At 65.3% G+C, this 18128-nt stretch carries 21 protein-coding genes; 15 read left to right on the top strand and 6 right to left on the bottom strand.

Annotated elements, in window-relative coordinates:
* The first annotated feature begins 15 nt into the window (after nucleotides 1-15).
* Complete coding sequence (locus QCE88_RS29695; protein ID WP_309908552.1) at nucleotides 16-1305, top strand: MSMEG_0569 family flavin-dependent oxidoreductase; 1290 nt, start codon at nucleotides 16-18, stop codon at nucleotides 1303-1305.
* Nucleotides 1306-1342: 37 nt separating this feature from the next.
* Here QCE88_RS29695 and QCE88_RS29690 read toward each other — a convergent pair whose 3' ends face one another.
* Nucleotides 1343-1615: a hypothetical protein gene (locus QCE88_RS29690; RefSeq protein ID WP_309908551.1), complete on the bottom strand. Its 273-nt coding sequence runs from the start codon at nucleotides 1613-1615 to the stop codon at nucleotides 1343-1345.
* Nucleotides 1616-1789: 174 nt separating this feature from the next.
* Here QCE88_RS29690 and QCE88_RS29685 point away from each other — a divergent pair, with 174 nt between their 5' ends.
* Together QCE88_RS29685 and QCE88_RS29680 are read left to right on the top strand one after the other, a co-directional pair.
* Nucleotides 1790-2422, top strand: a complete 633-nt coding sequence (locus tag QCE88_RS29685; protein ID WP_309908550.1) for a TetR/AcrR family transcriptional regulator — start codon at nucleotides 1790-1792, stop codon at nucleotides 2420-2422.
* Between the two features lie 8 nt (nucleotides 2423-2430).
* Complete coding sequence (locus QCE88_RS29680) at nucleotides 2431-3258, top strand: AraC family transcriptional regulator (RefSeq protein ID WP_309908549.1); 828 nt, start codon at nucleotides 2431-2433, stop codon at nucleotides 3256-3258.
* A gap of 2 nt (nucleotides 3259-3260) precedes the next feature.
* Here QCE88_RS29680 and QCE88_RS29675 read toward each other — a convergent pair whose 3' ends face one another.
* Nucleotides 3261-3698, bottom strand: a complete 438-nt coding sequence (locus QCE88_RS29675; protein WP_309908548.1) for a DUF2000 domain-containing protein — start codon at nucleotides 3696-3698, stop codon at nucleotides 3261-3263.
* Nucleotides 3699-3887: 189 nt separating this feature from the next.
* Between QCE88_RS29675 and QCE88_RS29670 the strand changes: the two genes are divergently transcribed.
* From QCE88_RS29670 to QCE88_RS29635, 8 genes are all read left to right on the top strand, one after another.
* Complete coding sequence (locus tag QCE88_RS29670; protein WP_309908547.1) at nucleotides 3888-4973, top strand: alpha/beta fold hydrolase; 1086 nt, start codon at nucleotides 3888-3890, stop codon at nucleotides 4971-4973.
* Nucleotides 4974-5201: 228 nt separating this feature from the next.
* On the top strand, nucleotides 5202-6194 hold the full coding sequence (locus QCE88_RS29665) for a hypothetical protein (protein WP_309908546.1): 993 nt from the start codon (nucleotides 5202-5204) through the stop codon (nucleotides 6192-6194).
* Nucleotides 6195-6408: 214 nt separating this feature from the next.
* Nucleotides 6409-7167 (top strand): flagellar brake protein, encoded by a 759-nt coding sequence (locus tag QCE88_RS29660; RefSeq protein WP_309908545.1) that lies wholly within the window; start codon nucleotides 6409-6411, stop codon nucleotides 7165-7167.
* Nucleotides 7168-7269: 102 nt separating this feature from the next.
* Nucleotides 7270-7611 carry a hypothetical protein gene (locus QCE88_RS29655; RefSeq protein WP_309908544.1) on the top strand — a complete coding sequence of 114 codons (342 nt, stop codon included), beginning with the start codon at nucleotides 7270-7272 and terminating at the stop codon, nucleotides 7609-7611.
* 13 nt (nucleotides 7612-7624) lie between these two features.
* Nucleotides 7625-8086, top strand: coding sequence for a hypothetical protein (locus tag QCE88_RS29650; RefSeq protein WP_309908542.1), 462 nt, complete (start codon nucleotides 7625-7627; stop codon nucleotides 8084-8086).
* Nucleotides 8087-8196: 110 nt separating this feature from the next.
* Entirely contained in the window at nucleotides 8197-8868 is a 672-nt protein-coding gene (locus tag QCE88_RS29645; protein WP_309908540.1) for a MarC family protein, read from the top strand.
* A 39-nt stretch (nucleotides 8869-8907) separates the two neighbouring features.
* Nucleotides 8908-10641 carry an L-arabinonate dehydratase gene (araD, locus tag QCE88_RS29640; protein WP_309908539.1) on the top strand — a complete coding sequence of 578 codons (1734 nt, stop codon included), beginning with the start codon at nucleotides 8908-8910 and terminating at the stop codon, nucleotides 10639-10641.
* 7 nt (nucleotides 10642-10648) lie between these two features.
* On the top strand, nucleotides 10649-11404 hold the full coding sequence (locus QCE88_RS29635) for a ribonuclease activity regulator RraA (RefSeq protein WP_309908538.1): 756 nt from the start codon (nucleotides 10649-10651) through the stop codon (nucleotides 11402-11404).
* Here the strand turns inward: QCE88_RS29635 and QCE88_RS29630 are convergent.
* Together QCE88_RS29630 and nudC are read right to left on the bottom strand one after the other, a co-directional pair.
* Nucleotides 11382-11966 (bottom strand): histidine phosphatase family protein, encoded by a 585-nt coding sequence (locus QCE88_RS29630; protein WP_309908537.1) that lies wholly within the window; start codon nucleotides 11964-11966, stop codon nucleotides 11382-11384. The genes QCE88_RS29635 and QCE88_RS29630 overlap by 23 nt on opposite strands.
* A 112-nt stretch (nucleotides 11967-12078) precedes the next feature.
* Nucleotides 12079-13002 (bottom strand): NAD(+) diphosphatase, encoded by a 924-nt coding sequence (nudC, locus tag QCE88_RS29625; protein ID WP_309908536.1) that lies wholly within the window; start codon nucleotides 13000-13002, stop codon nucleotides 12079-12081.
* Between the two features lie 174 nt (nucleotides 13003-13176).
* Between nudC and QCE88_RS29620 the strand changes: the two genes are divergently transcribed.
* Nucleotides 13177-13881, top strand: coding sequence for a glutathione S-transferase C-terminal domain-containing protein (locus tag QCE88_RS29620; RefSeq protein WP_309908535.1), 705 nt, complete (start codon nucleotides 13177-13179; stop codon nucleotides 13879-13881).
* Here QCE88_RS29620 and QCE88_RS29615 read toward each other — a convergent pair whose 3' ends face one another.
* Nucleotides 13882-14589, bottom strand: coding sequence for an MgtC/SapB family protein (locus QCE88_RS29615; protein WP_309908534.1), 708 nt, complete (start codon nucleotides 14587-14589; stop codon nucleotides 13882-13884).
* A 70-nt stretch (nucleotides 14590-14659) separates the two neighbouring features.
* Nucleotides 14660-14812 carry a hypothetical protein gene (locus tag QCE88_RS29610; protein ID WP_309908533.1) on the bottom strand — a complete coding sequence of 51 codons (153 nt, stop codon included), beginning with the start codon at nucleotides 14810-14812 and terminating at the stop codon, nucleotides 14660-14662.
* A 645-nt stretch (nucleotides 14813-15457) separates the two neighbouring features.
* Between QCE88_RS29610 and QCE88_RS29605 the strand changes: the two genes are divergently transcribed.
* The 3 genes from QCE88_RS29605 to QCE88_RS29595 all read left to right on the top strand — a co-directional run bounded on the left by QCE88_RS29605 (nucleotide 15458) and on the right by QCE88_RS29595 (nucleotide 18128).
* On the top strand, nucleotides 15458-16117 hold the full coding sequence (locus QCE88_RS29605; protein ID WP_309908532.1) for a glutathione S-transferase family protein: 660 nt from the start codon (nucleotides 15458-15460) through the stop codon (nucleotides 16115-16117).
* A 21-nt stretch (nucleotides 16118-16138) separates the two neighbouring features.
* Nucleotides 16139-16855 carry a DUF899 family protein gene (locus QCE88_RS29600; protein ID WP_309908531.1) on the top strand — a complete coding sequence of 239 codons (717 nt, stop codon included), beginning with the start codon at nucleotides 16139-16141 and terminating at the stop codon, nucleotides 16853-16855.
* A gap of 124 nt (nucleotides 16856-16979) precedes the next feature.
* Nucleotides 16980-18128 carry an FAD-dependent monooxygenase gene (locus tag QCE88_RS29595; protein ID WP_309908529.1) on the top strand — a complete coding sequence of 383 codons (1149 nt, stop codon included), beginning with the start codon at nucleotides 16980-16982 and terminating at the stop codon, nucleotides 18126-18128.

The raw sequence follows: 18128 nt of genomic DNA, 5'->3' as shown, positions 1-18128 counted from the left end.
TTCAGGGGATGCACCATGTCCAGCATCGAATCAGGCGGCGCTGCGCCGAAGCATGTCAGCGTGATCGTCGTCGGCGGTGGGCAGGCCGGCTTGTCGGTCAGCCACTTCCTGCAGCAGGCGAATATCGATCATCTCGTGCTGGAGAAGCACAGCGTCACGCATACCTGGCGCACGCAGCGCTGGGACACGTTCTGTCTCGTGACGCCCAACTGGCAGTGCGCGCTGCCGGGCCATCCGTATGACGGCGGCGATCCGCACGGTTTCATGAAGAAGGACGAGATCATCGCCTATCTCGATGCCTTTATCGCGAAGGTCAATGCACCGGTGCTGGAAGGCGCGGCGGTCACGCGCGTGACGCGCGCTGCGGATGGCCGCTATCAGGTTAAAAGCACGCGCGGCGACTTCACCGCCGAGCAACTGGTGGTGGCTTCCGGCGGCTATCACACGCCCATCGTGCCGCGCATGGCCGAGCGCTTGCCGCCGGGCATCGCGCAGGTGCAGTCGTCGGAATATCGCCATGCGGATGCCTTGCCGCCCGGTGCGGTGCTGGTCGTCGGCTCGGGACAGTCGGGGGCGCAGATCGCCGAGGATCTGCATCTGTCAGGCCGCAAGGTGCATCTTGCCGTGGGAGAAGCGCCGCGCTGTGCGCGCTTTCATCGCGGCCGTGACGTGGTGGACTGGCTCGCGGACATGCGCTACTACGACATGCCGGTGACCGATCATCCGCTGCGTGAAGGCGTGCGCGACAACACCAATCATTACGTCACCGGACGTGATGGCGGACGCGATATCGACTTGCGCCGGTTCGCGCGCGAAGGCATGGAACTGTTCGGGCGGCTGGAAGATTTCCGCGACGGCACGCTGCGCTTCGCGACCAACCTGCGCAAGAATCTCGACGAAGCGGACGATATCTATAACCGCATCAACGCGAGTATCGACGGTTTTATCGCGAAGCATGGCATCGAGGCGCCGCCTGCCGCACCGTATGTGCCGCTCTGGCAGCCAAACGAAGAGCGTGCGGAACTCGACCTCGAGTCAAGCGGCATTACGTCGATTGTCTGGTGCATCGGCTTCACGCCGGATTTCGGCTGGCTCGATGCGCCGGTGTTCAACGGCCGTGGTTATCCGTCGCACGCGCGCGGCGTGACGGCGGTGCCGGGCTTGTACTTCGTCGGCTTGCCGTGGCTGCATACGTGGGGATCGGGACGCTTCTCGGGCGTTGCGCGCGATGCTCAGTACGTCGTCGACGCGATCTGCGCCGAGCGGACGGCCGTGCCGGACAGTGTGTCGATTGCGGCCGCGTGAAAGGCGTGTTTAACCCGACGCGGACCGCTGAACAGACTTACTTGGCGGAAGCGGTGTTGATCGAGCGCGCGGACTCGGCCGGCATCACCGAGGTCAACACGTTCGAAGGCACATGCTGCGCTTCTTCCTTCGACACCGCTCCAACGAACTTCCATCCGGTGGGCAGCTTGACGAAGGTATAGCCGGTCGGTTGATCGACGAAGACGGAATAGGGCGCGGGCGCGCCGCTGTTTTCGGCAAAGGCGGGCGCAGCAACGAACGGGCTCGCGACCAGCAACGCAACGGCAAGCGTGGACAAGGACTTTTTCATGACGACACACTCCTGAAATTTGAACCGGCTGATTATGTAACGATCGATACAGATATTTGAGCATCCGGACGGGACGGCGTCCAGCTATTTTGTTATGATCGACACATAATTCAGAATTGCGCTGCGCGCAGGAATGACGCGCGGGGCCATCCGGTTGAATCAGCGGAGCGAGACATGTCGTCACTGGCTCATCAAACGCATCTCAAGACGCGCGGCCGTCCGCGCAGCTTCGACCGCGAGACGGCGCTCCGGCGCGCCATGGAAGTGTTCTGGTCGAAGGGCTACGACACCTGTTCCATGGCAGATCTCGTGGACGCCATGGGCATCAACTCCCCCAGTCTCTACGCGGCGTTCGGCAGCAAGGAAGATCTGTACCGCGAGGCGGTCGAGCTCTATGTCGCGGCCGAGGGCGGCGCGGCGCTGCGGAATCTGCAGGCGCATGAATCCGTGCGCGACGGCCTGCGCGCCATGTTCCGCACCAGCACCGAGTTGTTCACCGGCACGTCGCATCCGCGTGGCTGCATGATCTTTCTCGGCGCGATGTCGGTGGGCGCGGAACACGCGCAGTTGCGCGCCGAGTTGCAGAAGCTCCGGCGCAAGGTCGCGAGCACGGTCGCGGCGCGGCTTGCGCAGGCGGTCGAATCCGGCGAACTCGATGCCCGCACCGATGTCCCCGCGCTCGCCGCGCTGTGCATGACGCTGTTCGCCGGTTTGTCGATTCAGGCGCAGGACGGTGTGCGCAAGCCGGCGCTGTTCGCCGCGATCGATCAGTTCATCGGCACGCTGCCGGTGCGCGCGAAGCGCTGAACACCTTCATGAAACCAACGCCCAAAGCCGACACGCAAATCTGGCGCGCGCCCGAACTCGGGGCGGAACTGTTGCGCGGTCGCTTCGCGGACTTCTCCTACGACGTCCACGCGCACGACACCGCGTGTTTTGCGTTGTTGACGGGCGGTGCGATCCGCATCCGCATGCGCGGCACGGAGTTCGTCGCGCAACGTGGTGACCTGTACGCCATCGACGCCGACGAAGCGCACGCCGGCTGGCCGGTGGACGACGCGGGCTGGACGCAGCGCACGCTGTACGTGGATGTCGCGCATCTCCGCGCGCTCACCGGCGACGCGCGCGCGGCGGGACGGCCGGGCGGCGTCGTCGGGCCGATCATCCGCGATCCTGCGCTGTGCGCGGCGCTCTTCGACGTGCATCGCTCGTCCGAACTGCACGGTCCGTCGCTGCAACGCGACGAACGCTATCTGGCGTTCGCAGCGCGGCTCGTCGGCCGGCATCTGAAGGAGGGCGCTGGCGTCGCTGCCACGCCGCGCGAGCCGGGCGCCGTTGCTGCGGCGCGCAGTTTTCTGGACGAGCGTATCGGTGAGCAACTGCATCTGGAGGAGATCGCAGCGGCGGCGGGACTGCCGCCGTTTCGCCTGTTCCGCGCCTTCAGCCGCGAAACCGGCATGACGCCGCACGAATATCAGCGCCAGGCCCGCGTGCGCCGCGCGATGCAGATGATCCGTCACGGCGGCGCGCTCTCGGATATCGCCGCCGCAACCGGTTTCGCGGATCAGGCGCATCTCACGCGTACCTTCCGCCGCATGCTCGGCGTGACGCCCGGCGCTTACAAGACGGCCACGCGCACCTGACGCTATTTGAGCAAACCAAGATTGGCGACCGCCTTGCTCACCGGCTTGCGATCGCCGATCAGCGCGAGTCCGACATAGCGAAGCTCCCCGGTAACCACGCCGGCGACCGCCTCGCGAAACGCGCCGTAGTCGGTCGTTTGCTGCCCCTGCACTGGACAGGTGACGACGTCGCACGCGGCGGCGACCGCCTTGTCGCGGATCGCCGACAACGTGTCCTGATCCGCCCCGAGCACCGCAATGCCGATTGGAATGAGACCGGGATGCGCGCAACCCGAGGCATCGACGAGCGCTTCGCCGACCAGCGCCGGATGACGCTGTCCGACCGTCAGCGCCAGAACGGCCGCGGCATTGGCCGCCTTGCCCGCGGGCAGGTCCTGGTCGACCACGATCACGCAACGCTGCGGGCGCGCCGGCTGATCCGAATGATTGGCTTCCGTCACGAACAGTCCTCTTTCATCGATAAAGCCCGGATCATGCCGCGTCCCGAACGGCCAGGTCTTGAATCCTGTTGCACGCCGTCCGCTGCCTTACGTTCTTGACTTTCCATTCCATTACGCGCAAGCATGGACAGTCGCGCGTTTGGCGCGGCGTTCGTGCCTGTACGTAGTCCCTACTTACACTTTCGAACGATGGTGACGCGCCCGCCCACGCCCCGCCAGCACATCCGTCTCTGCACCGCGAGCGACGGCGTGCACATCGCCTATGCGGTGTGCGGCTCGGGTCCGCCAATCGTCAAGGCCGCGAACTGGCTCAGTCATCTGGAACTGGATTTTGCGAGTCCGGTCTGGAGCCATCTGATGGTCGAACTGTGCGGCCGTCATACGCTGATCCGCTACGATCAGCGCGGCTGCGGCCTCTCGGACCGCGACGTCGGCGAAATCTCCTTCAATGCGTGGCTGCGCGATCTGGAAACGGTGGTCGACGCGAGCGGTCTCGAACGCTTTCCGCTGCTGGGCATCTCGCAGGGCGCGTCCATCGCGATTGCCTATGCGGTGGCGCATCCGGAGCGCGTCACGCATCTGGTGCTGCACGGCGGTTATGCGCGCGGCCGGCTCAAGCGCACCCGCGACCCGGCGCAGCAAGAAGAAGCGGAAATGCTCGTGAAGCTCGCTGAACTGGGCTGGGGCAAGCAGAATCCGGCGTTCCGCCAGTTCTTCACGACGCAGTTCATCCCGGGCGGCACGCCGGAACAGCATCACTGGTTCAACGAACTCGAACGGCTCACGACCACGCCGCGCAATGCGGCGCGCATCATGCGCGTGTTCAACGAGATCGACGTGGTGGACCTGCTGCCGCGCGTGCAGTGCCCGACGCTCGTGCTGCATGCGAGCAATGACGCGCGCGTGCCTTTCGACGAAAGCCGTCTGCTCGCCGGCCAGATTCCCGGCGCGCGCTTCGTGCCGCTGGAAAGCGAAAACCATCTCGTGCTGGAAACCGATGCCGCCTGGCGGCGCTGGCGCGAGGAAGTGCGGGCTTTCCTGCCGTCGGCGCCGGCGGCGGATCCCGCGTTCGCGACGCTGACGCCGCGCGAGCGCGATATCGTCGAACTGCTGGCGGGCGGACGCGACAACGCGCAGATCGCCGCGCGTCTCGCGCTGAGCGAGAAGACCGTGCGCAATCACATCACCAGCATCTTCGCGAAGCTCGAAGTCGAGAACCGTGCGCAGGCCATCGTGCTGGCGCGCCGCGCAGGCTTCGACGCCCCCGCCGCCTGACCGGTCCGGGACACCGGTCCCGGGTTTCCGTGTCCCATGCCGTGTTTCCCGGTCGCTGACCGGGACCTGCGCCTCATGTGCAACTGCGTCCGTCTGCCGAGAATGCTTCACAGAACGGAGACGCGACGATCCACGATTCCACCAGCCGATCTGTTCATCCCCGCCAGGCTGCTTTTTTCTGCCGCCTGCCTGCCCTGATCGACGCTGAATCATCCGGAGTCCGCACACATGAATGCCGTTCTGAACGAAGTCTCACAACACGCTATGCCCCGCAGCACGCAACAGCGCTATGCGAAGTGCATCGAAGTGTCCCGCCGCATCCGCTGGGATATCGATCAGGACGTACTGCGCGGACGTCATTTCGATCCCGCCCATACGTTCATGCCGCACGGCCTCAGCGAGGTGTACCGGTTGCCGTTCCTGAGCGCGTCCGAACGCCGGCTGATGTCGCAGGTGCAGGGCCGTACCTACGCGAACATGTTCGGCATGATCGAGCGCTTCATCGGCGCGAAGATGCTCGAAGTCGGCCGCGAGCATGCGCTTGCGGACCAGACGGCGCTCGAAGCGATCGTTCGCTTCACCGACGAGGAACTGAAGCATCAGGAACTGTTCCGCCGCGTCGAGGCGCTCGCGGCCGAGGCACTCCCGCCCGGCTATCGCTTCGTCCCCGATGCGGACGACGTCGCGCGCTTCGTGCTCGGCAAATCCACCTGGTCGATCCTGGCGCTGACGTGCTGCATCGAGATCGTCACGCAGGTGCATTACCGGCAAAGCATGGAGAGCGACAGCAGCCTGTCGCCGCTCTTCAAGGACATCTTCCTGTTTCACTGGAAGGAGGAGTCGCAGCACGCGATCATCGACGAACTGGAATGGATGCGCGAGGACGCGCGCATCGGTGCGGTGGAACGTGATGCCGCGATCGGCGACCTGATCGACCTGGTTGGCGCGATCGACGGCATGTTGCAGGCGCAGGCCGCCGCCGACGCGCACTACTTCATGACGCAACTGGACCGCGCGTTGTCCTCCGATGAAGAAGCGCGCGTGCATGCGGGTCTGCTCGATGCGTATCGCTGGCAGTACATCGTGTCGGGCGTCGATGAACCGCGTTTCGGCGAAATCCTCGGTCGCGTCATCAACGAAGCACACGGGGAACGGCTTGGCGCAGCACTCGCGCCGTTGCGGCGCCGCGCGCTGACCAGCGAAGTCGACAAGCTGATGTGATGCAAAGGCCGGGCACGACGCCCGGCCTTTCTCATTGACGAAAGCAAGTCGTAAGAATCAGGCTTGGCGAAACCGCAAAACGCTGAATTGGCGGTGAAATCTACTTGTTACCGGCCTTCTGGCCGCGTTTTTTTTAGTGCACCATATGCCGCATGAGGGTTTCGCAGTAGCATGCTGTCCGCTGTCTCAACACCGATAACTAGATTGGATCACCATGCTCGCCGAGTCATTGCCGCATACATCCGACATCGAGAAATTCGCCGAAGACCACGAACGCTTCGCGCGACAGATTCCCGCCGAAATTTCCGTCGTCCTGCGCAATCTCGTGTTGCGCCGCGACATGCTCACCGTCACCAGCGCGCATGGGCAAATCGTCACGCAACTGCTCGAAGTGGACGCGCGTGAGGCGCGCATCGTGTTCGACTGGGGCGGCGTCGAATCCGACAACCGCGCGCTGCTCGAAGCCAAGCAACTGTATTTCAAGGCCGCGCCCGAAGGCGTGCGGGTGGAGTTCACGACGCAGGCGGCGCGCGCTGTCGAATACGAAGGGCGTCAGGCCTTCGAGGTCTCGTTACCCGAGAAGCTCTATCACTTCCAGCGGCGCGAATATTTCCGAGTGCCGACGCCAATTCTCGATCCCTACTACGCGAAAGGCGCTTTCGCCGATGGCGCAGCGTTCCGCTACGAAGTACACGACCTGTCGCTTGGCGGCATCGCCCTGCGCATGGACTCGCCGTGTCTTGCGGAGACCGAGATCGGGACCGTGTTTCAGGACGTCGTGCTGTTTCCGGGGCCGGGCACGACCTTGTCCATCGACATCGAACTCGTCTCGCCGCGCAGTGTGACCACGCCGCGCGGCGATGTGCGTTATGTCGTCGGCTTCCGCTTCACACGGCTCTCGGGCGCGGCGGAAAGCGTATTGCAGCGGCTCATCACGCGGATGGAAGCCCGGCGCCGCAGTCTGTCGGCCTGATTGATCCGATTGAACTGATTGATCCGATCTTTCGGGGCCCGCTTCGGGCGCGGCACGCATCCATTGGTAAAATGCGTGCCTCCCTACCCTCTGACGCGACGCATGCTTCGTCGAGCCTGGCGCGGAGAAGAGCGCTTCTGGAAAATCTGGTGGTTGTTGGGCGTGCCCATTCACCTCGCGTGGTGGTTCGTCTATCTCGATCTCTGGGCCAGCGGTCTCTCTCCCGAATCCTTCCTGCTGCTGACAGTCTGGTTCTGGCCCGCCATGCTGGGCCTGTTCGCGGCCTGCTCCGTGCTGTATCTCCTGTGGTGCGTGCTCGCGTGGCGCTGCGCCGGCAACGTCAACAACCGCATCTGGACGGTCATCGCGCGCGTGCTGATCGGCGTGGGGCTCGGCTCGTTTCTTACCGAATGCGCGCTGGTCCTCATGGCGCCGTTCGCTTGACCACGGAGACTCGATGAACTGGACCAGGCTTCTCGCCGCAATGGGAGTCGTCGCGACACTAGCGCTTCCCGCCGCGGCCTTCGCGCAAGGCGCACAAACCGAAACCGATGTCGATGCCCGCATGGACGCGCTGTTCGGAGCGCACGAGCCGTATCGGGCGTTCTTCGAGCGCTTGCAACGCGCGGTGGCGGCCGGCGACAAGAAAGCCGTCGCTGAGCTGGTGTCGTATCCGGTCGCGGTGCATCGCGCGGGCACGGAGACCACGCTGCGCACCAGGCGCGACTTCATCGCGCACTATCCGTCCATCTTCACGCCGAAACTCGTCGATATCGTCGCGCAGCAAAAGTACGCGGCGCTCTTCGTGCGCGACCAGGGCGCGATGATCGGCAATGGCGAAATCTGGTTCAGCGGTGTCTGTCGCGACAAGGCGTGCAAGCAGTCCGACGTAAAAATAACCGCCTTCAATCTCGACTGAGTTTTCCGGCGGCGGACGTTTGTCTGGCGCGGCCCGTGGTTCGACGTGCACAATGTCCCGGCTTGCACGAGCGTGATTCATAACGAACACACACGCGGACCACGACGCCCATGCTCAACGAATTCGCCAAGACGGTTCTCGTGATCGTCGCCGGGCTGTTCCCGATCATCAACCCGCCGGCCACCGCGCTCGTCGTGCTGAGCATGCTGCCGCACATCAACGACGCCGACCGCGCCGAACTCGCCCGGCGCATCTCCATCAACAGTTTTGCGATCCTGCTGGCTTCGCTGTCCATCGGTGCTTATGTGTTGTCGTTCTTCGGCATCTCGATTCCGGTGCTGCGCGTGGCGGGCGGCCTGGTCGTCGCGATGGCGGGCTGGACGCTGCTCCAGGCCCCCGACGCCGACCCCGACGATCCCGCCGACACCGCCCCCAAGCCGCGCAGCGGCGCGTCCTTGCGCGCCAAGGCGTTCTATCCGCTGACCTTGCCGATTACCGTCGGACCGGGCGCGATCGCCGTCGCGATCGCGCTGGGCACCGGCTCGCCGCGCCACGGCCTGCAACCGGTGCATCTGGCGGGCGTCAGCCTCGGCCTGCTGATCCTGTGCGCGAGCATCTATGTGTGCGTGCGCTTCGCCGGGCATCTCGAACGGCTGCTCGGCACGGTCGGCACTCAAGTGGCCGTGCGGCTGTTCGCCTTCGTGATCTTCTGCATCGGCGTGCAGATTCTCTGGCTCGGACTCTCCGAACTGCTCGCCTCCGTGCCGCTCAAACTTCACTAGACGGCTCACGGGATATCGCCGCAAAAAAGGAGACAGCGCTTGACCACGCATCGCAAGAAGCCGGAAGAACTGCGCAGCCATCGCTGGTACGGCGTGAACGATCTGCGGTCGTTCGGTCATCGCTCGCGCACCGCGCAGATGGGTTATCACCCGTCGGACTACATGGGCAAGCCGGTCATCGGCGTGCTCAACACATGGAGCGAGATCAACTCGTGCCATACGCACTTTCGCCAGCGCGTGGAGGAAGTGAAGCGCGGCGTGTGGCAGGCGGGCGGCTTTCCGGTCGAAATGCCGGTGATGACGCTCGCCGAACCGTTCCAGAAGCCCACCACCATGCTGTATCGCAACTTCCTCGCGATGGAAGCCGAGGAAGTCCTGCGCTCTTATCCGTTCGACGGCTGCGTGCTGATGGGCGGCTGCGACAAGACCACGCCCGGCTTGCTGATGGGCGCGATCAGCATGAACCTGCCGTCCATCTTCCTGCCCGCCGGCCCGATGCTGCGCGGCGACTGGCAGGGCCGCACGCTCGGCAGCGGCTCGGACACCTGGAAATACTGGGCCGAACTGCGCGCGGGCAAGATCAGCGAGGACGAGTGGAAGGGCGTCGAAAGCGGCATTGCGCGCTCACCGGGACACTGCATGACGATGGGCACCGCCTCGACGATGACCAGCGCCGCCGAAGCGCTCGGCCTGACCTTGCCGGGCTATGCGTCGATTCCGGCGGTGGATTCGCGCCACGCGCAGCACGCGTCGCTGACGGGGCAGCGCATTGTCGAGATGGTGTGGAGCGACCTGAAGCCGTCCGACCTGCTCACGCCGAAGTCATTCGACAACGCCGTGACCACGGTGCTGGCGCTGTCCGGTTCGACCAATGCGATCGTGCATCTGGTGGCGATTGCGCGGCGCGCGGGCGTGCCGCTCACGACCGCCCGTTTCGACGAACTGGCGCGCGTGACGCCGGTGCTCGGCAATATCCGGCCGGCGGGCGCGTATCTGATGGAAGACTTCTTCTACGCGGGCGGTTTGCGCGCCTTGCTGGCGGAGTTGGGCCCATTGATCGACGGCTCGCAGCGCACGGTGAATGGCCGCACGCTGGGCGAGAACCTCGCGGGCGCGGAAATCTTCAACGACGACGTGATCCGCCGCCGCGACAACCCGCTTGTGCCCTGCGACGGCCTCGCGGTGCTGACGGGCAACCTCGCGCCGGATGGCGCGGTGATCAAGCCGGCGGCGATGGAAGCGCGCCTGCTCAGGCATCGCGGCCCGGCGGTGGTGTTCCGCGATTACGCCGACATGGCCGCGCGCATCGACGACGAAACGCTCGACATCAGCGCCGATTCGGTGATCGTGCTGCAACACGCGGGGCCGGTGGGCGCGCCGGGCATGCCGGAGTGGGGCCAGTTGCCGATCCCGCAGAAGCTGCTGAAACAGGGCGTGCGCGACATGGTCCGCCTCTCCGATGCGCGCATGAGCGGCACGAGCTATGGCGCGTGCGTGCTGCACGTGGCGCCTGAATCGTTTGTCGGCGGGCCGCTGGCGCTGGTGCGCGACGGCGACATGATCGAACTGGACGTGCCGGCGCGGCGCCTGCATCTCGCTGTAAGCGACGACGAACTGGCCGCGCGCCGGGCCGCGTGGCGGGCACCGAAGCGGCCTTTCGAGCGCGGTTTCGGCGTGATGCACCAACTGCACGTGACCCAGGCCGACAAGGGCTGCGATTTCGACTTCCTGGAACAACTGCCCGTCACGCCCGACGAACCCGACATTCACTGACCCCGCCATGACTCAGACCATCGCCATTTCAGACGAAACGCTCGACCTGCTGCGCCATGTCAGCACCGCAACGCTCACCACCCAGCTCTTCAAGCGCGGCCTGCGCAATGTCTTCCTGCAAGGCGTCGCGCCGCTGGCGAAGCCCGCGAACGGCGCGCCGAACATGGTCGGCCCGGCGTTCACGCTGCGCAATATTCCGGCGCGCGAGGATCTCGATCATGTCGGCGTGTTCCAGAACCCGGATCATCCGCAGCGCAAGGCGGTCGAAAGCGCGCCGCCCGGCAGCGTGCTGGTGCAGGATTGCCGTGGCGAGCGCGGGGTTGCGTCGACGGGATCGATTCTCACGATGCGTCTCAAGGTGCGCGGCGTCGCCGGCATGGTGTCGGACGGCTGTGTGCGCGACAGCGGCACGATCGGCGATATCGGCCTGCCGCTGTTCTGCGCGGGCGCAAGCGCGCCGCTCAATCTCGCGAAGCATCACGCCGTGGACATGGACGTGCCGGTGGCGTGCGGCGGCGTGGCGGTGTATCCGGGCGATATCGTCGTCGGCGATGTGGACGGCGTCGTGATCGTGCCGCGTCACATGGCCGAGGAGGTCGCACGCGACGCGGCCGAACAGGAGCGTCTGGAAGAGTTTCTCGCAGCGCGAGTGGCGGATGGCGCGGTGTTGCGCGGCACCTACCCGCCCGACGAAGCGACGCTCGCCGCGTATCGCGAGTGGTGCCAACAGCGCGGCCAGGCTAGGGCAACAGATTCCATTTAACGATGGCGCGCACGTCGCGCTCGAAGCCGAGCACGCTCATCGCGGCGGTGTCCATCGTCAGATGCGCGCCCAGCGACGGCGACCCCGTCGCCCATTGCGCGCCGAAGACGCGCGAGAAATGCGCATGCGAGAACAGCGCGATATGGCGCGCGCCGCCGCTGAGCAGCGTGTCGATGAGCGCCTGCGCGCGCCGGCCGACATCGGCGAGATTCTCGCCCTGCGGAATCGGCGAGTTCCATACTGACCAGTCCGGAATCTCCTTGCGGATATCCGGCGTCTTGCGGCCTTCGTAGACACCGTAGTTCCACTCGTGCAGGTTCGGCTCGACCCGCGCGTGCTCGCCGAGGCCGGCGAGCTTGCAGGTTTCGATGGCACGGCTCATCGGGCTGGTCAGCACGAGATCGAAAGGCTGTGATGCCAGGACCGGCGCAAGCGCGGCTGCCTGTTTGCGGCCTTCGTCGGTCAGCGCGATGTCGGTTGTGCCGGTGTGCTGGCCCGACTTGCTCCATTCTGTTTCGCCATGCCTGATCAGCCAGATCTGGACGCCGTCTTTCACGTTCATGTCGTTCACCCGGTGTCTGATTAATGTCCTCGCTCGCGCTTCTACATGCCGCGCCGCAGCCTCGGGCATTCTGCACCGAACGCCCGACGCGCGCCGCGAACCTGCCCGCCGCTCAGTCCAGTTCGCCGGCGGCGAAAGCCTTCAGCAAGTGATGCGCGATGGCGAAAGGCTTGGGCGCCGAGAGCCCTTGCGGATGCGTGCCGTCGAGCATGCCGGCCACTTCGGTGCGCGTGAACCAGCGCGCGTCTTCGAGTTCCTTCTGATCGACGACGATCCCGGTTTCGGTCGCGCGCGCGAAGCAGCCGATCATCAGCGACGACGGAAACGGCCAGGGCTGCGACGCGTAATAGCGCACGTCCGTGCAGCGGATGCCCGCTTCTTCCAGCACTTCGCGATAGACCGCATGCTCGAAGGTTTCGCCCGGTTCGATAAAACCCGCCAGCGCCGAATACATGCCGGGCAGGAACTGCGGCTGACGGCCGAGCAGGCAGCGTTCGCCGTCGGTCACGAGCATGATGACGACAGGATCGACGCGCGGAAAATGCTGCGCATGGCAATGGCCGCAGATGCGCCGCCAGCCGGCGCCGGCGGAATCGGTCGGCTGGCCGCAGTTGGCGCAGAACCCGTGGCGACGATGCCAGTCGAGCATCGAACGCGCTTCGCCGAGGGCGCTGATCATCGGCGGCGCAACGAGTCCCTGCATCGCGACCGGGCGCAGTTCGACCGCTTCGACGCCTTCGCCCGCCAACCCCGCCGCGCCTTCTTCGAACGACAGCGCGAACAGCGAGCGCCGGTCCGCCTCACGCCCGAGAAACACACTTTGCAGCGGCGTGCCAAAGCGGGCGGCCTCGCGGGCATCGAACAAGGGATCGTGTCCGTTCGCGCGCTTGAAGAGCGGCACGTTGTTCACGAACAGCAGGAAGCGCGTGGCGGCATCGTCGCGCAGCGTGGCGACGAAGGCGTCGTCGTCACGCTTCTCCGACACGCGGTCGAGCGGATCGAGTGTAAAACCGATGGCATGAGGCGGCGTGGGCATAGTATTTTTCGAGCGTGTTGTGCGTAGTGCGCGCGGGGAGCGGAGATGCCGCACGCCGTGCGCCCGTGGGACGGGAAGCGAAGGCCAGTCAGGCATCGTAGCGGACTTGGCGCGTCCGTGCAGGGCATCGCGAGCCAGCCCGTCCGTTTGCTCAAGCCGCGTGCGGAGACGCCGATGATCACGCTTTATTCGTATCCCGGGCTGTTCGGCCTGGAAGACAACAATCCTTTCGGACTGAAGGTGTTCGCGTTCCTGAAGCTGTCAGGTCTGCCCTTCGAACATCGTCATGTGATCGATACGAGCGCCGCGCCGCGCGGCCAGTTGCCGTATCTCGTCGATGACGAAGCAACCATCGGCGACAGCGACAGCATCATCGCGCACCTGAAGCGGCGCTACGCGCTGACGCTCGACGACGTGCTGACGCCCCCGCAACACGATCTCGACCTGCTGATGCGCCGCACGCTCGACGATCTCTACTGGGTGATGTCCTACTCGCGCTGGCGCGACGACCGTTACTGGCCGCTGTTCCGCGCCGCGTTGCTGGCGGCGCTGCCGGACGCCGACCCGGACGTGCTGGAGCAGGCGCGACACTACAACTTCGAGCGCTACCGTTATCAGGGGATCGGCCGCTACGAGCCGGATGACGCATATGCGCGCGGCATCGGCGACTTGCAGGCCGTGACGAACCGGCTGGCGGACGGACCGTTCATGTTCGGCGCTGCGCCCGCGAGCATCGACGCGGCCGTGTACGGCTTCGTCGCGAACATTCTGTTCTATGACATCGATACGCCGCTCAAGCGCTTCGTCGCCGCGCAGTCCCAACTCGTCGAGCACTGTCACGCGATGCGCGAACGCATGGGACAGAGCCGCTCGCCGTGATCATTCCGGCGCCGTCTCCACGCTCTTGCCCGCCCAGCTGATGCTCGACACGCCGCGCTCCATGCTCATGCGGCTCGCCATGCGTTCAAGCCTGGCCTGATCCTTCGGATGCATGCGCACGGTCGCCGTCACGCGCACGCGCGGCGGCGCATCGTCGATGTCTTCGCTCGTCAGGCTCAGGAAGGAGAGCGGCTGCGCATCCATGGCGTTCGAAAGCTGGGTGCGGATATGAATCTCGTCATCCTGCCGCCCGATGACGGTCAGCACATATTCACGCACGAGGTCCGCGCTGGACACCGGCGTCGCGTTGATCATGCGGCTCACTTCGCGCAACACGGTGTTGGTGACGAGCACGATGCCCGTGCCCTCGATGGCCGGCCCGTAATGTCCCGACCCGCACAACACGCCGACGGCCGCCGAACACCACAGCGTCGCCGCCGTATTGATGCCTTGCACCGAGCCTTTCTCGCGCATGATGACGCCGCCGCCGAGAAAGCCGACGCCCGACACCACATACGCGGCGATCTGCGTGACGCCCGCGACGCCGTTGCCCGTCAGCACGCCGAGCGTGACGAACAGGCAGGCGCCGCTGGCGACGAGCGTGATCGTGCGCAGGCCGGCGGTGCGCTGGCGCAGTTGCCGTTCGAATCCGATGGCGACGCCACAGGCGAACGCGGCCAGCAGCCGCAAGGTGAAGTCGAGATGCATCGGTCAGAAGGCGGGATGCTTTCCGGGAACAAACCGGCAAGCATCGCACGCGAGCGTGTCGGCGGTGTGACTAGGCGCGCCGGAACAGGCGCGACGTAAAGCGCCGGAAGAACCGCGTCAGCTTCTGACCGCGCGTTTCCCGGGGTTCGAGGTTGAGCATGGCGTCGTAATGTGGACGGGATTCCTCGACGCGCGGCAGGTCCGAAAGCAGCAGCAGGTTCATGGTTTTCTCCGTGCGCCGTGGTGGGCGCGTAGGGGCGGTCGGGTGGACCGCCAGGGCAAACGCTCGCGACGAGCGGCCTCACGGACGTCGGCCCGCGTGGAGCACGGCGATCCGCGAAGGATGACTACGGACGTACGCGTTCAGTCTTGCGAATAACGCAAGAGCGAACGCAAGAGCGGACGCAAGAGCGGCGCACGCAAGCACACGCGCAGCGATACGGCGACGCGTGTCATGCGCGAGTCGCGATATCGCGTCCGGTGGCGCTGACGTATGGGTGCACGAGGAAAAGAAACCACGACGCGCACCGTCTGCCTGATGGCAAGACGGCGGCTGAGCTTGAAGAAAAGCGGGGAGCGGCGTCCTGCGTTCAGGCGGCGAAACAGTTCGAAGATCGACTACTGCAGGTATCCAAAGGATCACCTTGGGCTTTTTGAAGTTGGGCGATTTTAGTCGGGGCTCGTGACATCGGTCAACCCGGATCGCTGCCATGCAGGAATGGCTGTGTGCGTTGAGCGGCGCGGCAGACGCGGCGAAACGTAAGGTTCAGCGCTGCGTCGCATCACAAAATATTCCAGATCGATGTCGATTACGGCGCGGCATGCTCGTCGTAGGAGTAAGCATGCCCAACTGCCCGGAGATCAGCCGATGACCTTGCAACTGTATGCCCATCCCTTTTCCTCTTATTGCCAGAAGGTGCTGACCGCGCTGTACGAGAACGGCACGGCGTTCGACTATTGCGCGTTGACGCCGGAGCGTCCGCAGTCCATGCGCGAGCTTGCGGAATTCTGGCCGATGAAGCGCTTCCCGCTGCTCGTGGACGACGGACGGCCGGTCATGGAAGCGACGGTGATCATCGAATATCTGGGATGCTTTCATCCCGGGCCGGTGCGGCTCCTTCCCGCCGATCCGCGCGCCGCGCTCGACGTGCGCTGGATGGACCGTTTCTTCGACAACTACGTGGCGACGCCGCAGCAGAAGATCGTCTTCGACGCCATGCGGGCCGCGCCCGAGCGCGATGCGTGCGGCGTCGCCGATGCCCGCGCGATGCTCGACACGTCCTATGCCTACCTCGACCGCCTGATGGCGTCGCGCGAATGGGCGGCGGGCGACGCGTTCAGTCTCGCCGATTGCGGCGCCGCGCCGTTCCTGTTCTACGCGGACTGGGTGCATCGCATCGACGCCGGGTTGGCGAACGTCATCGCGTATCGCAAGCGGCTGCTGGCGCGGCCTTCGTTTGCGTGCGCGGTGGAGGAAGCCCGGCCGTATCGCGGATTGTTTCCGCTCGGCGCGCCGGATCGCGATTGATTCTTTCACAAGGAGATCGACATGAGCACGGCAAGCACCCTCATTCCCGCCGCTGAACTCGCGCAGCGCGCCTCCATGCGGATTCCCAACGAAAGCGCCGAGTATCGCCAGGCGCGCACCGCGCTGCTGGCCGAGGAGATCGAACTGCGGCGGCAGATCGAGCGCGTCGCGCAGATGCGCCGCGCATTGCCGCCGGGCGGCGAAGTGAAGGGCGATTACCGTTTCGAAGGGAAACAGGGCGCGGTGGATTTCGCCGCGCTGTTTGGCGACAAGGACACGCTCGTCACTTATAGCTGGATGTTCGGGCCGCAACGCGAGCGGCCCTGTCCGATGTGCACGTCGCTGCTGTCCGCATGGGAAGGCGAGGCGCGTGACATCGGCCAGCGGATTGCGCTCGCGGTGATCGCGCGCTCGCCGTATGCGCGGCTCGCTGCGTTCGCACAGGAGCGCGGCTGGCGCGACCTGCGTCTCTTCTCGGATCTGAACGGCGCGTTCAGCCGGGATTATTTCGCGCTGTCGAAGGAAGGCGGCGATGAACCGGCGCTCCATGTGTTTACCCGGCGCGAAGGCGTGATTCGGCAATTCTGGAGCGGCGAGATGGATTTCGACACGGTCGATCCCGGCGAAGATCCGCGCGGCGCGCCCGACCTGATGCCGTTGTGGAACGTCCTCGACATGACGCCAGAAGGACGCGGCAAGGACTGGTATCCGAAACTGGATTACGGTCCGCGCGAATGAGCGTGCGTGAAGGTGCTTTTTTGCGTTGAAGGTTGCACGGCGCGAAACGCGATCCGGGAAGCTGTCCGGGCTCCGGCCTAGACTTTGAGCGCGCTGTTCGAGCGTTCAACCTGGAGAAACTTTCATGACGCAATCTCGTATCGCAATCATCGGCGCGGGCCTCGGCGGCACTGCGGCGGCGTGCCTGTTGCAGCGCGCCGGTCATCGCGTGCGGCTGTATGAGCAGGCACCCGCGTTCCTGCGCCTGGGCGCGGGCATTCATCTCGGTCCGAACGTGATGAAGGTCATGCGGCGCATCGGCTGCGAAGATGCGTTGATCCGCATGGGCTCGCATCCTGATTGCTGGATCAGCCGCGACTGGCAAAGCGGCGAGGAACTGTCGCGGATACCGCTCGGCGCGTTCGCGCTGAAACACTATGGCGCGACGTATCTCACGGTGCATCGCGGCGACTTTCACGCGCAGATGACGGCGGCGCTTGACCCGGGCACCGTCGCGTTCGGCAAGCGCCTCGAGCACATCGAAGACACCGGCGACGACGTGCGTCTCACGTTCGCGGACGGCACGGTCGACACCGCCGACATCGTGATCGGCGCGGACGGCCTCAAGTCGCGCGTCCGTGACCATCTGCTCGGCGCGGAACGGCCGCGCTACACGGGTCATACGGCGCATCGCGCGGTGTTTCCCGCGTCGCGCGTCGGCGCCGAAGCGCTCGATCTGTTCACGAAATGGTGGTCGGATCAACGGCAGATGATGGTCTACTACCTGACGAGCGCGCGTGACGAGTTGTTCTGCGTGGCGATTCTGCCGCAAGACGAGTGGCCGCACGAGCAGTCGGTCGTGCCAGGCAGCCGCGAGGAACTGTGCGAGCACTTCGCGGACGCTCATCCGACGCTGCGCAAGCTGGTCGAGGCGACGCAGGAGGTCGGCAAGTGGGCGCTGTTCGAACGCGACCCGCTGCCGCTCTGGAACGGCGGCCGTCTGGTGTTGCTGGGCGATGCCTGCCATCCGATGAAGCCGCACATGGCGCAGGGCGCGGCCATGGCGATCGAGGACGCCGCGATGCTCACGCGCTGTCTCGATGAAACCGGCGTGAATGACTACACGGCCGCCTTCGAACTGTATGAGGCGAATCGTGCGGAACGGGCGTCGAAGGTGCAACGGGTCTCGCACAACAACACGTGGCTGCGCTCGAACGAAGATCCGGCGTGGGTGTTCGCGTACGACGTGTTCAATGAGCCGCTGAGCGGGACGCGTGTGACGGCCCTGGCGTGA

Origin of the sequence: Caballeronia sp. LZ035, assembly GCF_031451175.1 — a bacterium.
Taxonomy (GTDB): Bacteria; Pseudomonadota; Gammaproteobacteria; order Burkholderiales; family Burkholderiaceae; genus Caballeronia.
The sequence above is the reverse complement of the archived record's forward strand: the minus strand, read 5'-3'. Positions and strand labels throughout refer to the sequence as shown.

Excerpts from the sequence above, each read along its gene's own strand:
- QCE88_RS29695 (WP_309908552.1), top strand. The coding sequence starts at position 16 with ATGTCCAGCATCGAATCAGGCGGCGCTGCGCCGAAGCATGTCAGCGTG.
- QCE88_RS29690 (WP_309908551.1), bottom strand. The coding sequence starts at position 1,615 with ATGAAAAAGTCCTTGTCCACGCTTGCCGTTGCGTTGCTGGTCGCGAGC.
- QCE88_RS29685 (WP_309908550.1), top strand. The coding sequence starts at position 1,790 with ATGTCGTCACTGGCTCATCAAACGCATCTCAAGACGCGCGGCCGTCCG.
- QCE88_RS29680 (WP_309908549.1), top strand. The coding sequence starts at position 2,431 with ATGAAACCAACGCCCAAAGCCGACACGCAAATCTGGCGCGCGCCCGAA.
- QCE88_RS29670 (WP_309908547.1), top strand. The coding sequence starts at position 3,888 with ATGGTGACGCGCCCGCCCACGCCCCGCCAGCACATCCGTCTCTGCACC.
- QCE88_RS29665 (WP_309908546.1), top strand. The coding sequence starts at position 5,202 with ATGAATGCCGTTCTGAACGAAGTCTCACAACACGCTATGCCCCGCAGC.
- QCE88_RS29660 (WP_309908545.1), top strand. The coding sequence starts at position 6,409 with ATGCTCGCCGAGTCATTGCCGCATACATCCGACATCGAGAAATTCGCC.
- QCE88_RS29655 (WP_309908544.1), top strand. The coding sequence starts at position 7,270 with ATGCTTCGTCGAGCCTGGCGCGGAGAAGAGCGCTTCTGGAAAATCTGG.
- QCE88_RS29650 (WP_309908542.1), top strand. The coding sequence starts at position 7,625 with ATGAACTGGACCAGGCTTCTCGCCGCAATGGGAGTCGTCGCGACACTA.
- QCE88_RS29645 (WP_309908540.1), top strand. The coding sequence starts at position 8,197 with ATGCTCAACGAATTCGCCAAGACGGTTCTCGTGATCGTCGCCGGGCTG.
- QCE88_RS29635 (WP_309908538.1), top strand. The coding sequence starts at position 10,649 with ATGACTCAGACCATCGCCATTTCAGACGAAACGCTCGACCTGCTGCGC.
- QCE88_RS29630 (WP_309908537.1), bottom strand. The coding sequence starts at position 11,966 with ATGAACGTGAAAGACGGCGTCCAGATCTGGCTGATCAGGCATGGCGAA.
- nudC (WP_309908536.1), bottom strand. The coding sequence starts at position 13,002 with ATGCCCACGCCGCCTCATGCCATCGGTTTTACACTCGATCCGCTCGAC.
- QCE88_RS29620 (WP_309908535.1), top strand. The coding sequence starts at position 13,177 with ATGATCACGCTTTATTCGTATCCCGGGCTGTTCGGCCTGGAAGACAAC.
- QCE88_RS29615 (WP_309908534.1), bottom strand. The coding sequence starts at position 14,589 with ATGCATCTCGACTTCACCTTGCGGCTGCTGGCCGCGTTCGCCTGTGGC.
- QCE88_RS29610 (WP_309908533.1), bottom strand. The coding sequence starts at position 14,812 with ATGAACCTGCTGCTGCTTTCGGACCTGCCGCGCGTCGAGGAATCCCGT.
- QCE88_RS29605 (WP_309908532.1), top strand. The coding sequence starts at position 15,458 with ATGACCTTGCAACTGTATGCCCATCCCTTTTCCTCTTATTGCCAGAAG.
- QCE88_RS29600 (WP_309908531.1), top strand. The coding sequence starts at position 16,139 with ATGAGCACGGCAAGCACCCTCATTCCCGCCGCTGAACTCGCGCAGCGC.
- QCE88_RS29595 (WP_309908529.1), top strand. The coding sequence starts at position 16,980 with ATGACGCAATCTCGTATCGCAATCATCGGCGCGGGCCTCGGCGGCACT.